This window comes from Mesonia sp. K4-1 (genome assembly GCF_008017825.1).
Lineage (GTDB): Bacteria > Bacteroidota > Bacteroidia > Flavobacteriales > Flavobacteriaceae > Mesonia.
In genome coordinates, this window is sequence record NZ_VRLS01000086.1 from 12,735 (window position 1) to 27,951 (window position 15,217).

Here is a 15,217-nt window from a genome sequence, read left to right on the forward strand (position 1 = left end):
TAAAGAATACCAAAGAAACATATTAAATGGATAATTATCAAATTGAAACCGCCCAAAATGTAGAGATATCTCAAAATATCGCTAATTTAGGAGATAGAATTTTGGCTTTTTTAATCGATCTGTTAATTATCATAGCTTATGCACTTTTAACAGGGATTACCACTTCAAGTTTAGGATTGGGGAGTGAAAACGAGTGGATTTATATGGTGGTTATTGGTTTACCCATTTTTCTCTACCATCTTCTTATGGAAACTTTTAATAACGGACAGTCTTTAGGGAAAGCTTCTATGCGTATTCGTGTAGTGAAATTAGATGGTTCTAAAGCTGCATTTTCTAATTATGCTATACGTTGGTTATTAAGAATGGTAGATATAAGTTTTACTAGTGGTGCGGTTGCTATATTTACTTTTTTATTTAATTCTAAGGGACAACGTTTGGGAGATATTGCAGCCACGACTACCGTCATATCCGAAAAGCAAAAAATATCTATTCATCACACCCTCTTGGCTAACATTCCTGAAGGATACCAACCTAAATATCCACAAGTAACTGTTTTCTCTGATGAAGAAATGCAGCAAATCAAAAACATATTTCAAAAAGCGAAAAGAGAACAAAATCATGCGGTTATTTTAGCTTTAGCTGAAAAATCATCCGCCTTGATGCAGGTAACACCACAGGAAAAACCATTTCCTTTTATAGATACTATAATTTTAGATTATAATTTTTACACACAGCAATAAATGGATTATTTGTTATTTATCGATATTTTAGGAACTATAGCCTTTTCTATTTCTGGAGTTTTGTCTTCTATGAAAAAAAGAATGGATGTTTTTGGGATCTTAATTATTGCTTTTGTAACAGCTGTTGGAGGTGGTACACTAAGAGATATTTTAATTGGTTTTCCTGTAGCTTGGATGCGCAACCTTACTTACGTCTATGTGATTATGGGAACCACAATTTTTGCGATCATCTTTAGAAAAAAACTCATATATCTTCGACGTTCAATTTTTCTTTTTGATACCGTAGGTATAGGATTATACACAGTTTTAGGGATTGAGAAAGGGATTGCAGCAGAACTTTCCCCTATTATTTGTATCGCAGTTGGAACCATGACAGCCTGTTTTGGTGGGGTTCTTAGAGATATTTTATGTAATGAGGTGCCTCTACTTTTTAGAACTAAAGAAATTTATGCAACCGCATGTATTTTAGGAGGATTTACTTATTTTCTTCTAGCTGAATTTCCTCTAAGTCAAGGGCTCGTTTTTGCACTCTCAGGAGTAGTAGTGATTTTGGTAAGATCACTTGCCGTATATTTTGATATCCGACTTCCTTCCGTTTACGGAAAAGATGATACTAGCGAATTACCTTAACTTCTAACATTATATTTTTTTTAGGCCATTCACTTTGGTCAACCTCTACTTTGGCAATCTTATCAACTACATTCATACCACTAATCACTTCTCCAAAAACGGTATGATCATTATCTAAGTGATGAGCCCCACGTTTGCTTTGTACAATAAAAAACTCAAAAGGAGAGGAAGCCTTACTTACGTTTTGTTCACTGTACTTAGCTGCAGAAAAAGCTCCGCGTTTATGAGTGTAACTTGCTTTAAATTCATTTGGAATAAGGTATGAACCTACTTTATGTCTTATCTTATGTGTTTCTTGTAGATCACTATTTCCTCCCTGAACTACAAAATCATTAGCCACGCGATGAAAAAATGAAGTGTCAAAATACCCTATTTTAGCTAACCTTATAAAATTAGCGCGGTGTAAAGGAGTGTTTTCATAAAGCTTAACTCTAATGTTTCCAAATGAGGTAGATATCTCTATTAAAGTTTCAGGGTTTTCCTTACCGTATTGAGTTAAAAAGGGAATAAGTTGTTCTTGCTGAATGGCTTCAATGCTATCTAAGTTGACCGATAAGTTATTTCCTCCTTTTGGGATCTTAACAGCATTTAAAAGACTGTCTCTTTTCCTTTCTTTCTCTTTTTGAGCTTCTATTTTCTGCTTCTCTATTTTTGTTGAATCAGATTTAGTATCTTCACAACTAAGATGAATTAATAAAATAAAGATAAATATAAAGGAGTATCGAAATGACATTTTCTGAGTTTAAAAAATCTATTTCAAAAATAGAAAAAATTGAATTGTTTGGAGAAAAAGCACACATGGAAATGTTACCTAAATTTAGAACTAAAGAACTAAGAGAGGTAGATGTTGAAAAAGCAAATCCGCGTGAAGCAGCAGTTTTAGCTTTATTTTATCCCGACAAAGATGATATTACTAATATTGTTTTAATTCTTAGAAAAACATATAAAGGAGTTCATTCTGCCCAAATTGGTTTTCCAGGTGGAAGAGTGGAGTTAACAGATAGCAATCTTGAAGAAACCGCTATAAGAGAGACCTACGAAGAGGTGGGAGTACAGCCAGAGAATATAAATATTTTAAAAAAGATAACTAAGATATATATACCGCCATCTAATTTTTGGGTGCATCCTTTTATAGGATTAGCCAATCATACTCCTAATTTTGTAAGGCAAGAAACAGAAGTAGAGCAAATTGTAGAAGTAAAACTAGAAGACTTTTTAAATGAATCTAGCCTTATTGAAAAAACACTTAATACTTCTTACGCTAAAAATGTAAATGTACCTGCATTTTTTTTAAATGAACATGTGGTGTGGGGTGCCACAGCTATGATGCTTAGTGAAGTAAAGATGATTTTAAAAAGCCTTATATAAGGAACGGTTTTTGTATATTAGCCGCTTTGTAAAATTGAAAAATTACTATGGGATTATTCAAAAGAAATCCTTTCGGACATATATTATTTGTAAAAAAATGGCTTATTAGAATTTTAGGTTCTATGACGCATAGGCGTTACCGCGGATTTAATGCGTTACAAATTGAAGGATCTGAAATTATTAAAAATCTACCCGATAAAAACGTACTTTTTGTATCTAACCATCAAACCTACTTTGCAGATGTTGTAGCGATGTTTCACGTTTTTAATGCGAGCCTTAGCGGAAGAACTAACTCTATAAAAAATGTGGGGTATTTATGGAACCCTAAGTTAAACGTCTATTATATTGCTGCAAGAGAAACTATGCGTGCAGGTTTATTAGCTAGAATTGTTTCTTATGCAGGAGCGATTACTGTTGAGAGAACTTGGAGAGAAAAAGGTAAAGACGTGAATCGTCAAGTGAAGATGAGCGATATTACCAATATAGGAACCGCTTTAAAAGATGGTTGGGTAATTACTTTTCCTCAAGGGACAACTAAACCTTGGAAACCCATAAGAAAGGGAACTTCACATATTATAAAAAAATATAATCCTGTAGTGGTACCTATCGTTATTGACGGGTTTAGGCGATCTTTTGATAAAAAAGGAATCAGAATAAAAAAGAAAGGAATTTTACAGTCTATGGTAATTAAAGAGCCATTAAAATTTGATGAAAATGATTCTGTAGAAAGTATTATAGAAAAGATCGAAATGGCGATAGAACAACATCCTTCGTTTGTTAAAGTGATTCCTAAAGAAGTATTGTTAGAACAAGAAAAATTAAACGAACAAAGAAGATGGAGTTATAAAGAGTAAAATTATTTTCTAATTTTAACATTATTTTTATACTATGGCAAGAAGCTTGTAGTTATTGTTGGAGAATGTTAAAATCTAACTTTCAGTTGGTTATGATAAACATTTCATTAATTTTGAAAATAATTTAAAGAAATACTTATTTATGACAAAAAGAAATTTCGCCCCAATTTTACTTATTTTAACTGTATTCTTCACCTCTTTGTCTGCATCTGCGCAGCAAAGTGTTCTTCCTTTTACCGACTTTAAAAAAATTATTCCTTTAGAAGAAATAACTGCAGCTCCGTTGCAAGTATTGCTGGAAGATGAGATTTTAAGTAACCCTCAATGGAAAAAATTAATAGACAATAAAAAAATGTCTATTGGAGTAGTTGATTTAAATAATGTCTACGAAGCACATTATGCAGGAATTAATAGCTCCGAAATGATGTATGCCGCAAGTCTGCCTAAAATCGCTATTTTATTAGCATCTATGGATGCTATTGAAAAATGTGAGTTAAAGGAAACTGAGGAGGTAAAAAAAGATCTCAATTCAATGATCAACCGTTCAGATAATCATGCTTCAACAAGAATGATTGATCGTCTAGGGTATAAAAAAATAGCCGATGTTCTTCAAAGTCCGGCTTATAAATTATACGATAAAGAAGATGGTGGAGGCCTTTGGGTAGGTAAGCGTTATGCTGCTTCTGGAGCTAGAAATCCAGATCCTTTAAAAGGTTTAAGTCACGCTGCAACCGTAAAACAAGTATGTAGATTTTACTATCAAATGCTAACGGGTAATTTGGTTTCTCCAGAAAAATCTAAGCAAATGCTAGATATAATGGAAAACTCTCACCTACATCACAAATTTGTAAATACTTTAGATAGAATAGCTCCAAACGCCAGAGTATTTAGAAAATCGGGTTCTTGGAGAAACTATCATGCAGATTCTGTTTTGGTATGGGGGAAAGACGGAAGAAAGTATATTCTTGTGGCACTTATAGAAGATGCTAACGGAGAACAAATTATAAGAGATTTAGTAGAGCCAATTGAAAAAATAATTAAAAAATCACGTTCTTTGGAGACCACATAGTTTCCTTAAATGATAAAAGTTTTTTTACAAAAGAGTTTTGGTATTAGAAGTGGCGAAGTAAGAATTTCGCTTCTAATGCAACTCTATATATTCCTAATCATCACAACGCTATTAATTGTAAAACCTACAATTAATGCGTTGTTTTTATCTAAATTAACTTCTAATGCTTTACCAAATGCTTATTTATTAGTAGCATTGGTTGCCATTGGAAGTTCTTTTTTTTACAATAAAGCACTAAAGAAGTTTTCTCTCTTAAAGATTGTAACGACAACTTTAATCGTTTCAGCAGCTATATTTTTATCCTTAAAATTTCTCCTCAATTTTGATTACTTCTCTACAGAGCTTTTATACTTCTATTATGTTTGGGTAGCAATTTTTGCTTTATTAACGACATCACAATTCTGGGTATTAGCGAATTTGGTTTTCAATATTAGAGAAGCAAAACGATTATTTGGTTTTATTGGCGCAGGAGCAATTACGGGAGGGATATTTGGTGGTTATGTAACTAATCTTTTGGCCCCCTCTATAGGAAATGATAATCTTATGGTTATTGCTTCCTTGATATTATTAGGTTGTATTCCTTTGTTGCATTACATCTGGAGAAAAAAAATTAAGTCTTTAGGGTATTTTAGACAAAAACAGCGATCATACGCTACCAATGAGTCATCTTTTCAGCTTATTTATAAATCAAAACATTTAACTTACATAGCAGGAATTGTTGGGGTAAGTGTTATTACAGCCAGGTTAGTAGATTTTCAGTTTAGCGATTTAGCTTCTAAACAAATACCAGATTCCAATGATCTTGCTTCTTTTTTTGGGTTTTGGTTCTCTACTTTTAATTTAGCCTCCTTAATTATCCAGCTTTTTTTAACGAGAAAAATCGTAGGAGTGTGGGGAGTAGCCTCCACATTAATCCTCTTGCCGATGGGAATTCTAGTAGCAGTAGGTCTCTTTATTATCTTTCCAGAACTCTGGGTAGTTATTTTAATGAAATCCGTTGACGGAAGTTTAAAACAATCTATCAATAAAGCAGCTTCCGAAATGTTGGTGCTTCCAGTACCTACAGATATAAAGAATAAAACCAAATCATTTATCGATGTGGTGGTAGACAGCGTAGCAACAGGTATTGCAGGTTGTCTATTGATTTTTGTAATTAAAGGCTTGAATTTTGGAGAAGTAGAAGTATCTATTTTAATTTTAGTACTTCTTCTTGTTTGGTTCTATTTTATTTATAAAGTTAGAAAAACCTACTTTCAATCATTCAGACAAAATTTGATCAATTTTACCAATAAACATCACTTAAGCAAAAAGAAGAAGGGAAATCGCGTATCGACCAATATTACAATCCTAAAAGTTCTTGAGGAAGGTGAGGATTCAGAGATATTGTATATGTTGAGTAAGATTGATGAGATTAAAGATAAACGACTAAAAGATGCAGTAGTATTATTATTAGATCATCCTTCAGAAGAAATTAAAGCTGCCGCTATAAGAAACTTGTACTTACTCGATAAAGGAACAGCAGTAGAAAAGGTAGAGAAATTAGTGAATTTTAAAAGTGATGAGGTAGTATTAGCAGCCATGCAGTATTTACTAACACATACAGATATTAATGATTTAAAATTATTTGACTCTTACCTTAATAGTGAAAACGAATATATAGCTTCTGCAGCCTTGTTTTGCTTGGCGAAAGAATCTCGTGACAACCAAAAATTAGCTCAACGCTACAGTTTAGATAATAGGCTAGAAGCTGCAATTACAGCCGTTAATTTACCAAGCGACAATCATAGAATTGAAGAAACTATAGAATTGGTAAAAGCAATTGGGTTTGCGGGTATGCCTAAATATTACTCTTTTATAAAGGCGCATTTTAATAACAGGAATCAAGAAGTAATTAAGGCTTCTATTGAAGCTGCGGGATACAGTGCAAATCTCATTTTTGTAGATGATTTATTAGGTTTTTTAGAGACTAAAGAATTTAGGGAAGAAGCGGAAGAAGCTTTACATCTTTACGGTTCTGGAGTTATAAAATTGTTACTTAAACGACTTAAAAATAACCTGATTTCAGAGAATGCAAAACGTTTTATACCTAATATTTTAGCTAGATTTAATAATCAAGAAAGTGTAAATACGTTGTTTACGCTACTGCGGAATAAAGATATTATTATCCGTTTGGAAGCTGCTCGGTCTTTACAAGAAATGAAGGAAAGGAACAAGTCTTTAAAGTTCAGTAAAAAAGATGTGGTGAGATTGATTCTTTCAGAGTGTAAATTGTATCACAATACTTTGATAGCCATGGAACTTCAGAAAAAAATCACTAAAAAATATAAGTTAGAGCTAGTAAGCGATAGTGAAATGGAAGAATTTTCTGCTAGAAACAGCTTAATAGAAATTCTGGAGAAACGTTTAGACCACGGCTTACAACAAATATTTACTTTATTAGAATTAGAATATAATTCTAAAGATGTGATTATTGCCTATAACGGAATTAAAAGTGATAAACAAGAAGTGCGAGCTAACGCGATAGAATTCTTAGATACACTCTTACAACCCAACTTAAGGCACACCTTATTACCTCTAGTAGAAAATACTATTTTAAGCGCAAGCAATCAAGAAATTGACTCTTCAATACTAACTGTGCCTAGTGAATACAAATGTTTTCAAATGCTACTAAAAGGAAATGATGTTAGAATTAAACTGGCCGTTCTTTATTTACTAAGACATATAGAAGATAAAAGTTACCTAAAACTAGTCCATCGTATGGTCACCGATAATGATGTGCGTATCCGAAATTTTGCCACGTTAGCCGTTGAAAGTCTAAAAAATTAAATACTTTCCTTTTGAATAACCTCGTCTATTCTTCCTGCCAAAGCTTGATGATCGTAGGCAGAATTTTTATTAAGCACATTGGTCATTAAACAAACCATATATTTTTTTCCGTTAGGGTGTTCAACAATCGCCACAGAGTTCATATAATTATAAACATTACCTGCATATTCTCCGCAAGTTTTTCCGTTAGAACGGTCACAAGAATATAAGCTCCCCGATTTAAAATAAACCGCAGCATCTCTAATCTTTGGGGAATAAGCGTATCGTATTCTTCTGTCGGTCATATACATTAAACGCTTAATTTCAAGGCTAGATTGGGCGTCAATTAAATTTCCTTGTTCTAAGCTTACTAAATACTTCATTAAACCTAAAGGTGTACCAATGCTACCGCCAATATCACCAACAAACTTATTGGCTCCAGAGGTAAAAAAGCTACCTAGACGCCATTCGTCTTTTGTGATTCCAATTTTTCTAAGCGGTTCATTCACGATTTTGTTAGCTAATAATGTAAGTTCTTTTTTAGGGGTATCTTTAAAATAAGCATCTATTTTTTCCTGAGTGAGATACTCATATTCTCCTTGAAAAGCAGCCATCAATAAAGCTTCTCTCCATACTACACTCGCTGCGCCATTATTACTTACAGACATCGTATGATCTATCCATTCGTATAAACTAAATACATCATCTGTTTTTACTTGCCTTTTGGTTAACTTGTCTTTTTCAATATCATAGATAGGAACTGTATGATGATCATACACTGCCCAATCTCCAGCTCTTACGCGTTTATTTTTTAGTAGAGCGGTGCGAGCATCCCAAGATTGCGGACATATATTCTGCAACTGGGTGAATAAAGCAGTCACAACGGCTAATTTTCCTACACTTCCAGGTTGGTAACCAGTAGATTCTTTATGCTCGGCATATTTTAGATCATCAGGATTGGTCATATCTAAGACGGTTAAAGAATAATTTCCAGAAGGAATTACTTTCTTTAACTTTTCAGCGAAAGCTTTATCTTCTATTAAAATAGTATTTACAGAATCATCTTTCCTTTTAGTAAGTTGTAATTCGATACAATTAAGCGGAAGTAAAGCACCTTTAGGCAAGTTTAAAGTTTGCGTACTGTCATTTTTTATCTTTTCAAGACGAGCTAGTCTAGAAATTTTAGTGGATTTGTAACCATCTATAGGATAAAAAGTGTTTAATCCAGCAACAATAGTAGTGGTGATGATTAAAAATGTGAGATTGGTTTTACTGAAAAAATTCATAAACTATAGTTTGGTGTTTAATGGTATTTGTTGAGTATTATCTATCTCTGGGTTCAGAGAATTAAGGTACGCAGAACTTAAAGCATTTTCATTTTCTACAAAAGGACGTATTTGAAAAAGCCAAAGTTTATCATTTTCAAAACCTAGTTCTACATCATAAGGTCCCGTATTAGAAGCTTCTGTCTTTTGCGGAATAGTAGTTCTTATATTTTTTGCAAATTCTCTAATTTGATAGATATTTTTTGCAGATAAAATAGAGTTATGAAGACTTGTAGTTTTTTGCTCTAATCCTCCGTTCACCGGAAGTCTATTATAGTTCATTTCTCGCGAAGGTGATAATAAGGTAATCCCTTTTGGCATTTCTATAAGCCAAGATTCCGCCGATTGCCCATCTACCGCGCCTCCCGCACCTTTACTAAAGGCTACAGTTAAATCATCACTGTTATTATTACTAATCCCTTTTGTAATTAGAACACCACTATAATCTACATCTACAGATGGAATAATAAGTATGGAAGGGAAAACATTTTCTGGATTGTTCAAGTACTTTTGTCTCCATTTAAAACTCCTTTCAGTATAAGGAGACGCCCATACATCTCTAATTCCTTGTAAGATTTTTTCTTTACTTCGTACATTGAAAACCGTGAGGTTTAAACCTGCACCCGTAAAGTTGCCTAAATCTTCCATATTGGTATCACTACGTAAGAAAACAGGAATCTCACCTAATGACTGATTGAAATTAAGTTGAAAGCTTTGTTCAAGTTTATTCACAAATTGGGGTTGAAGCTTTATACTTTTAATGGCTTCACGGAGTTGTAAAAGTCTATCGAGTTGACATTGCTCAACCTCTTGCTCATTAATATTATTTTCTCTCATTTTTTCCGCTTGAGCGAATGTAGCTTTTAAATAATCCCAGTAAGAACCGCTTTGCAAAGGCATAGGTTGATTCATATGGCTTTTGAAAATCCCGAAAGGAATAACAGATCCGTTCACTACATTATTAGGAAACATCGCTTTTAGTTGTCCTAAATTAGCAGCTTTAGGTCCGCAATAAATCCCCGAACTTTTAGCATCAATCTCGGTTAGATTAAGCAAATCATTCTTTTGAAGATTAATCTTATCGATAGGAACATTTATTTTAGAGTCTTTCTTTTGTGAGGTTTTATCTTTAAAAAGATCTTCTTCATCGCTATTCAGGTCATTAGCTTCTTTTAAGACAATTGTTCCTTTGCTAGAAACCGCATAAAAGACTTCTTTTCCTTCATATTTCTTTAGTTCTTCAAAGTTTTTTGCAGAAATGACACTGTTTGGTATTCCTAAATTACGTGCTAAAAGTTGTACGTGAGAAACCAAATTACCTTCGGCTACGGTAGCAATTCCGGCAACGGGTTTTAAATCTGATGGGGGCTTTTGGAAGATGTAAATTTTATATGGATCTACTTCTATATGTTCATCTTCTACGATGACCAGTTTTCCTTTAGCATAACCAGGATTAAGTCCGCGAGCATCGTTAGGGTGTTTTGCATCTAATAAGGTGTTAGAAAGCTGAGCTTCTTTTTTTATAAAATCACTTAATTCACTTACCGATTCCCCCAATTTTAAAGCAATAGAAGAGCGTACAGCGTTATCTATAAAACCATTTATTTTAGGTTCAAATCCACTGTAAGTTTTAATATCTTCTTGGTAAATAGCCTGGAGTAAAGAAGCACTCCACTCAACTTGACTTCTAGCGGCTCTTTCAATTTTTTCTAATTCTTCAAGAGTGGTATTTTTATTATTAGTTAACTGAAGTTTATTCTCTAGATTATTCCATTCCCACCATTCTATATAACCAGCACTTGCAGTGGCTTGTGCTAAGACGTAAACTTTATATATTTGCTCCTGAAGTGTTTGAGGTTTCCATTGTGAAGCATTCTTAAAAATAATACTTTCTAATTGGGTTAAGGCATCTAACATTTGCAGCCTGTCTGATGAACTATTAACCGTAAAAAAATGACTTCTAATATCGCACATTAAACTAGCGGTATTTTCTACCAATTCTTGAGTTGATAATGAATCTGATGAGGTAGAAGCAAATTTCTTTAATTCATTTCTTAAGTAATGATTTTTAGGTAAAACATTCGCCTTTTGGTTAAAGCTAGATAAATTAACAGGAGCGTAAAATAACTTCATCGCTTGAGTAAGCGAATCTATATCTTTTTTTAAGTTGTCTTTGAGATCTTCTTCGTGCTTATTAGAAAATTTTTCTACCAGCTGAATATCAGAAGCGCTAGGTTGACCGTGTATTTTTGTTCTAATATCCATAAATTTAGGATACTCCTCTGCAATGGTTTTACTAAGAGTTCTAATGGTTTGAGATTGTTGAGTTTCATCATTATGAGGAATCTCTAAAGTAGATTGCTTTATTAATAGAAAATTTTCTTTAACGCTATTATCATTAGCTAAAAGCCAATTGTAGAAATCAACACCCCATTCTTTCTCATCTTCAGATTGTACAGAACCTCTATAAAATTGTGCTTTGCGCATAATCCAGCCATCATCTATGCGATTAAGATATTTGTTTAAGACATATTGCTTAAGTCTGGAATGATTATGAGAAGCATCCCAAAAATCACTTTTATCGGTATACGCTAAAATATCAGCAAAGAATAGATGATTTTTTTTGTGCAGTTCTTCTATTTCAGTTTTGTAACTAGCGTGCTGAATTCCTCCAATCTTATCTGGACAAGGGTCTTTAGAATCTCTACGTGTGCCATCATCGCAAAACCACTCAATTTTTTTATAGGGCCCGCGAATGAGTTCTTTGTAATTTTCTATTCTACTTTTAATTTCTTCGTTAGAAACTTTTTGAGCTATCGAAGAAAAAGAAAATAAAAGTAAGGTAAATGTTAGCGTACAAACAAGTAGATGTTTAAACATATTTTATCATTATGGTTAGCTAAAATAGATGAACCAAAGCTAACTATAAGTTATGTTAAAACAATACTAAGGAAATGTTTGAAGCATCATAAAGTTAAAAGTTTAAGTTTTTTAACTCTTTATAGTTACGTAATAATTTCTTTAGTAGAATTCCGTAAAGTAAAGAATAAACTCCCCATAAAAAAAGTAGAAGTACTAGTATACAAATTAAACCTATACCAATAATTGTAAACCAACTTGTATCTTCTAAATTTTGAGAAATAGCGGGAGTATATTTAAGTGTATAAATATAAAAAAGCATCATAGTAATCCCAGAAGATGCTAAGATGTAGATGATGTAGTATTTTACTACTCTCCTGGTTTTTAAGATGTTTTTCATTAAATGAAAGGAAGAATCGGCAGCAGAAATTTTTCTATACCTTTTGTAAAAGATAACTATAAATGCACCTGTGATGATGTAACTAATAATATATATAACTATAGTAGCAGTCTTTAAATGAATAGTATCAACTTCTTTCCAAAATTGATCATCCATAAATAGGACATTCATTAAAATACCAAAGCTTAATTCTATAAGGCTAATGATAAAAATCCATTTCACGATCGAAGACGATTTTTTAAGCAACATTTTATAAAGTTGCTCTGCCTTAAAATGCGGAAGGTTCTCTTCCTGATTTTTCCAATCTTTTCGTAATAAATCTAATTCATCCATAATCTAAGCACTTAAGATATCTTTTAGTTTCTTCTTAACTCTGTTCATCTTCACTCTTGCATTAACTTCTGAAATACCTAAAGTTTCTGAAATTTCACTATAATTCTTCCCTTCTAAATAGAGAAAAACTAATGCTTTATCTATATCGTTTAATTCTTTTATAGCAGCATACATAATTTTTAATTGCTGCTCGGTAGTATCGTCATATTCCTCTGCTTTAATTTTAAAACTAAATTGTTCTATATCTTGCGTTTGAGGTTTTCGTTTCGATTTTCTATAAAGTGTAATCGCTGTATTTAAAGCTACACGGTACATCCATGTACTAAATTTAGCTTCTCCTCTAAATTTAGGATAAGCTTTCCAAAGCTGAATCGTAATTTCTTGGAAGAGATCATGGTGCGAATCTTGATCGTAAGTGTACATACGACAAATCTTGTGCACAATATTTTGATGCTCTTCCAGTAACTTTACAAACGTATGTTCGGTTTCTTTTTTCACTACTCTAATTACAGAATATTAGTACTAATATTTCTAAAATGTTACAAACAGAATGATAAAATATTCTAAAAAGCAATCTGTTTTATTTCTTAGTAAGGTAAATTTGTAACAAACCTAACTTATGAATATACCCATTAACAACCAGCCAAGAATAGTAATAATTGGTGGAGGTTTTGCAGGAATTCATCTTCTTAAAAAACTGATTAAAACTAAGAAATTTCAATTGGTTTTAATTGATAAACACAATTACCATACTTTTCAACCCTTATTATATCAAGTTTCTACTTCTAGCTTAGAGCCAGATTCTATAGCTTATCCTTTGCGAAAGTTAATAGCTTCTGTAGATAATGCGTATTTTAGGTTAGCCGAAGTAACTTCTATAGATGCCGAAAGTAATACATTACATTCTACCATAGGGGATTTAACCTACGACCATTTAGTAATTGCGACAGGATCAAAAACCAATTACTTTGGCAATGATAGCATAGAAAAAAATGGAATGGGAATGAAAACCATTCCACAAGCTTTAAATATAAGGAGTTTGATCTTGCAAAATTTAGAAAAAGCGACCATTACTTCTAATAAAGAAGAACGAGAAGCTTTACTTAATTTTGTAATTGCAGGAGCAGGACCAACGGGAGTAGAGTTAAGTGGTGCTATTGCTGAGGTGAGAAATAACATAGTTCCTAAGGATTATATAGATATAAAAGCTTCAGAAATTAAAATTCATCTCCTAGAAGGCCTCGACAGAGTATTACCGCCTATGAGTGAGAAAGCTTCCGCGAAAGCAAAAAAATTCTTAGAAGATTTGGGAGTACAAATTCATCTTGATACTATGGTGGAAGAGTATGATGGGGTAGTGGTAAAAACGAATAAAAATGATAACCTAAGGTCTAAGACCTTTATTTGGAGTGCTGGAGTTACGGGTGCACCAGTAAAAGGGTTAAATGCAAGTGCATTGGTAGACAAAGCTAATCGTTACACTGTAAATACATTTAACCAAATAGAGGGCTATGATAACATTTTTGCGATTGGTGATATAGCGCTTATGCAGAGCGAGAAATATCCTAAAGGTCATCCTATGGTTGCACAACCCGCTATTCAGCAAGGAGAGCATTTAGCAAAAAACCTAATCCGTATTCAAGAGGAGAAAAAGTTAGAACCTTTTGACTATTTTGATAAAGGAACCATGGCGACTATAGGTAGAAATAAAGCGGTAGTCGATTTAAAAAAATCCACTTTTGGCGGATTTTTTGCTTGGTTCATTTGGATGTTTGTTCATCTTTGGTTTTTAGTAGGTTTTAGAAACAGGATTGTTACCTTTTTTAATTGGACCTACAGTTATATTAACTTTGATAGAGCAGCCAGACTAATTATTAGACCTTTTAAAGGGGAAAGAGAAAACGAAGATTTGGTTAATTAGATTTTTTCTTAACGGAAATAAATCGAATTAAAGTTTTTATTTTTTTAATTCCGTAAAGGCTTAGTACAGAAATACAAGCTGCAGTTCCAAGTCCGCCGCCGTATCCATTAAAAAAGCTACTGGCGTTGAGGTAAAGTATAGTGAAAAGGATTCCTGCGCAAGCTACTTGCAAATAACTTGGTAATATTTTTTTGCTTACCATCCCCACAAATGAGGCTCCAAAAAATAGGATAGGAATGTGAAAATGTAAACTTTCAGATAATATAGAGGGCGAAAAATAAAAAATCAACCCCACGATTAAACTAGGCAAAGCCGAAGCTTTAACGGGTTCTACATTAAATTTTCTATGAAGATAATAAGGAAATGTAGCACCTAAAACTCCGACTAGGATAAAAATTATTATTTCCATTTAGTTGAAGAATATATAGGTTAAAAAATACGCAACAGCTACACCTACAAATGCCAAAGTTCCTAATTTACCTCCAAAACCATTTAACCAATTTGAGGTAATGCAAAAATAGATCCCGCTAATTAATCCGGCGAAAGCTATAAAAAGGTAATGGTTATTAACAAGAATACTTCCCATACCTATAAATGAACCACAGTAAATAGCTGTACGAATTGATATACCCTTATGTTTGGTAGGAAAATTTTCAGGAAAAAAACTACCTAAAACACCTACTGCAGCCGAACTTATTACTGCTCCTAATTGCATTTCTATGTTTAGAAAAGCAGTACTTAAAGCTCCAAACACAACAGCAACGATAAGGTAAGCATCTTTAAATTTCAATTTTTTATTTTTCTGAAATAAGTATAAATAGCCTACTGAAATCAACAAGGTGATAAGCATGGTTAAAGTACTTGCCAAAATATGATTTTTTTCTTCTGTGATAATAAAATATAAAAAAAGAAG

14 protein-coding genes are annotated in these 15,217 nt (G+C 32.8%); 7 read left to right on the forward strand and 7 right to left on the reverse strand.

All coding sequences use genetic code 11. The features are described 5' to 3' along the window. Positions 1–26: 26 nt before the first annotated feature. Positions 27–740, forward strand: a complete 714-nt coding sequence (locus FT986_RS12350) for an RDD family protein (RefSeq protein ID WP_147865315.1) — start codon at positions 27–29, stop codon at positions 738–740. Then, on the forward strand, positions 741–1,370 hold the full coding sequence (locus FT986_RS12355) for a trimeric intracellular cation channel family protein (protein WP_147865316.1): 630 nt from the start codon (positions 741–743) through the stop codon (positions 1,368–1,370). It abuts the gene before it with no gap. Here the strand turns inward: FT986_RS12355 and FT986_RS12360 are convergent. Next, on the reverse strand, positions 1,354–2,103 hold the full coding sequence (locus FT986_RS12360) for a peptidylprolyl isomerase (protein ID WP_147865317.1): 750 nt from the start codon (positions 2,101–2,103) through the stop codon (positions 1,354–1,356). The two genes, FT986_RS12355 and FT986_RS12360, sit on opposite strands and share 17 nt — an antisense overlap. On the opposite strand from FT986_RS12360, the gene FT986_RS12365 reads away from it, so the two are divergent. The 4 genes from FT986_RS12365 (at position 2,097) to FT986_RS12380 (ending at position 7,487) form a co-directional block, all read left to right on the forward strand. Beyond that, positions 2,097–2,738, forward strand: coding sequence for a CoA pyrophosphatase (locus FT986_RS12365; protein WP_147865318.1), 642 nt, complete (start codon positions 2,097–2,099; stop codon positions 2,736–2,738). The two genes, FT986_RS12360 and FT986_RS12365, sit on opposite strands and share 7 nt — an antisense overlap. Positions 2,739–2,785: 47 nt before the next feature. Beyond that, the gene (locus FT986_RS12370; RefSeq protein WP_147865319.1) at positions 2,786–3,592 is read left to right on the forward strand and encodes a 1-acyl-sn-glycerol-3-phosphate acyltransferase; all 807 of its coding nucleotides are present in this window, start codon (positions 2,786–2,788) and stop codon (positions 3,590–3,592) included. A 142-nt stretch (positions 3,593–3,734) separates the two neighbouring features. Beyond that, the gene (locus tag FT986_RS12375; RefSeq protein ID WP_147865320.1) at positions 3,735–4,661 is read left to right on the forward strand and encodes a serine hydrolase; all 927 of its coding nucleotides are present in this window, start codon (positions 3,735–3,737) and stop codon (positions 4,659–4,661) included. Positions 4,662–4,670: 9 nt separating this feature from the next. Continuing rightward, the gene (locus tag FT986_RS12380) at positions 4,671–7,487 is read left to right on the forward strand and encodes an Npt1/Npt2 family nucleotide transporter (RefSeq protein WP_147865321.1); all 2,817 of its coding nucleotides are present in this window, start codon (positions 4,671–4,673) and stop codon (positions 7,485–7,487) included. On the opposite strand, the gene FT986_RS12385 is transcribed toward FT986_RS12380, so the two are convergent. The 4 genes from FT986_RS12385 to FT986_RS12400 form a co-directional block, all read right to left on the reverse strand. Then, positions 7,484–8,752 carry a serine hydrolase gene (locus tag FT986_RS12385; protein WP_147865322.1) on the reverse strand — a complete coding sequence of 423 codons (1,269 nt, stop codon included), beginning with the start codon at positions 8,750–8,752 and terminating at the stop codon, positions 7,484–7,486. The two genes, FT986_RS12380 and FT986_RS12385, sit on opposite strands and share 4 nt — an antisense overlap. Positions 8,753–8,755: 3 nt before the next feature. Continuing rightward, entirely contained in the window at positions 8,756–11,671 is a 2,916-nt protein-coding gene (locus tag FT986_RS12390; RefSeq protein WP_147865323.1) for a PEP/pyruvate-binding domain-containing protein, read from the reverse strand. A 94-nt stretch (positions 11,672–11,765) separates the two neighbouring features. Next, a complete protein-coding gene (locus FT986_RS12395) occupies positions 11,766–12,383 on the reverse strand; it encodes a hypothetical protein (protein WP_147865324.1) in 618 nt (205 codons plus the stop codon). Positions 12,384–12,386: 3 nt separating this feature from the next. Then, complete coding sequence (locus FT986_RS12400) at positions 12,387–12,881, reverse strand: RNA polymerase sigma factor (protein ID WP_147865325.1); 495 nt, start codon at positions 12,879–12,881, stop codon at positions 12,387–12,389. Between the two features lie 121 nt (positions 12,882–13,002). On the opposite strand from FT986_RS12400, the gene FT986_RS12405 reads away from it, so the two are divergent. Beyond that, the gene (locus FT986_RS12405; RefSeq protein ID WP_147865326.1) at positions 13,003–14,304 is read left to right on the forward strand and encodes an NAD(P)/FAD-dependent oxidoreductase; all 1,302 of its coding nucleotides are present in this window, start codon (positions 13,003–13,005) and stop codon (positions 14,302–14,304) included. Here FT986_RS12405 and FT986_RS12410 read toward each other — a convergent pair. After that, positions 14,297–14,713, reverse strand: a complete 417-nt coding sequence (locus FT986_RS12410; RefSeq protein ID WP_147865327.1) for a hypothetical protein — start codon at positions 14,711–14,713, stop codon at positions 14,297–14,299. The genes FT986_RS12405 and FT986_RS12410 overlap by 8 nt on opposite strands. After that, positions 14,714–15,172, reverse strand: coding sequence for a hypothetical protein (locus FT986_RS12415; RefSeq protein WP_147865328.1), 459 nt, complete (start codon positions 15,170–15,172; stop codon positions 14,714–14,716). Between the last annotated feature and the right edge of the window lie 45 nt (positions 15,173–15,217).

Bases quoted from the DNA above. Each gene is read 5' to 3' on its own strand.
- FT986_RS12365 (WP_147865318.1), top strand. From the start codon at position 2,097: ATGACATTTTCTGAGTTTAAAAAATCTATTTCAAAAATAGAAAAAATT.
- FT986_RS12375 (WP_147865320.1), top strand. From the start codon at position 3,735: ATGACAAAAAGAAATTTCGCCCCAATTTTACTTATTTTAACTGTATTC.
- FT986_RS12405 (WP_147865326.1), top strand. From the start codon at position 13,003: ATGAATATACCCATTAACAACCAGCCAAGAATAGTAATAATTGGTGGA.
- FT986_RS12355 (WP_147865316.1), top strand. From the start codon at position 741: ATGGATTATTTGTTATTTATCGATATTTTAGGAACTATAGCCTTTTCT.
- FT986_RS12410 (WP_147865327.1), bottom strand. From the start codon at position 14,713: ATGGAAATAATAATTTTTATCCTAGTCGGAGTTTTAGGTGCTACATTT.
- FT986_RS12370 (WP_147865319.1), top strand. From the start codon at position 2,786: ATGGGATTATTCAAAAGAAATCCTTTCGGACATATATTATTTGTAAAA.
- FT986_RS12350 (WP_147865315.1), top strand. From the start codon at position 27: ATGGATAATTATCAAATTGAAACCGCCCAAAATGTAGAGATATCTCAA.
- FT986_RS12385 (WP_147865322.1), bottom strand. From the start codon at position 8,752: ATGAATTTTTTCAGTAAAACCAATCTCACATTTTTAATCATCACCACT.
- FT986_RS12380 (WP_147865321.1), top strand. From the start codon at position 4,671: ATGATAAAAGTTTTTTTACAAAAGAGTTTTGGTATTAGAAGTGGCGAA.
- FT986_RS12360 (WP_147865317.1), bottom strand. From the start codon at position 2,103: ATGTCATTTCGATACTCCTTTATATTTATCTTTATTTTATTAATTCAT.
- FT986_RS12395 (WP_147865324.1), bottom strand. From the start codon at position 12,383: ATGGATGAATTAGATTTATTACGAAAAGATTGGAAAAATCAGGAAGAG.
- FT986_RS12390 (WP_147865323.1), bottom strand. From the start codon at position 11,671: ATGTTTAAACATCTACTTGTTTGTACGCTAACATTTACCTTACTTTTA.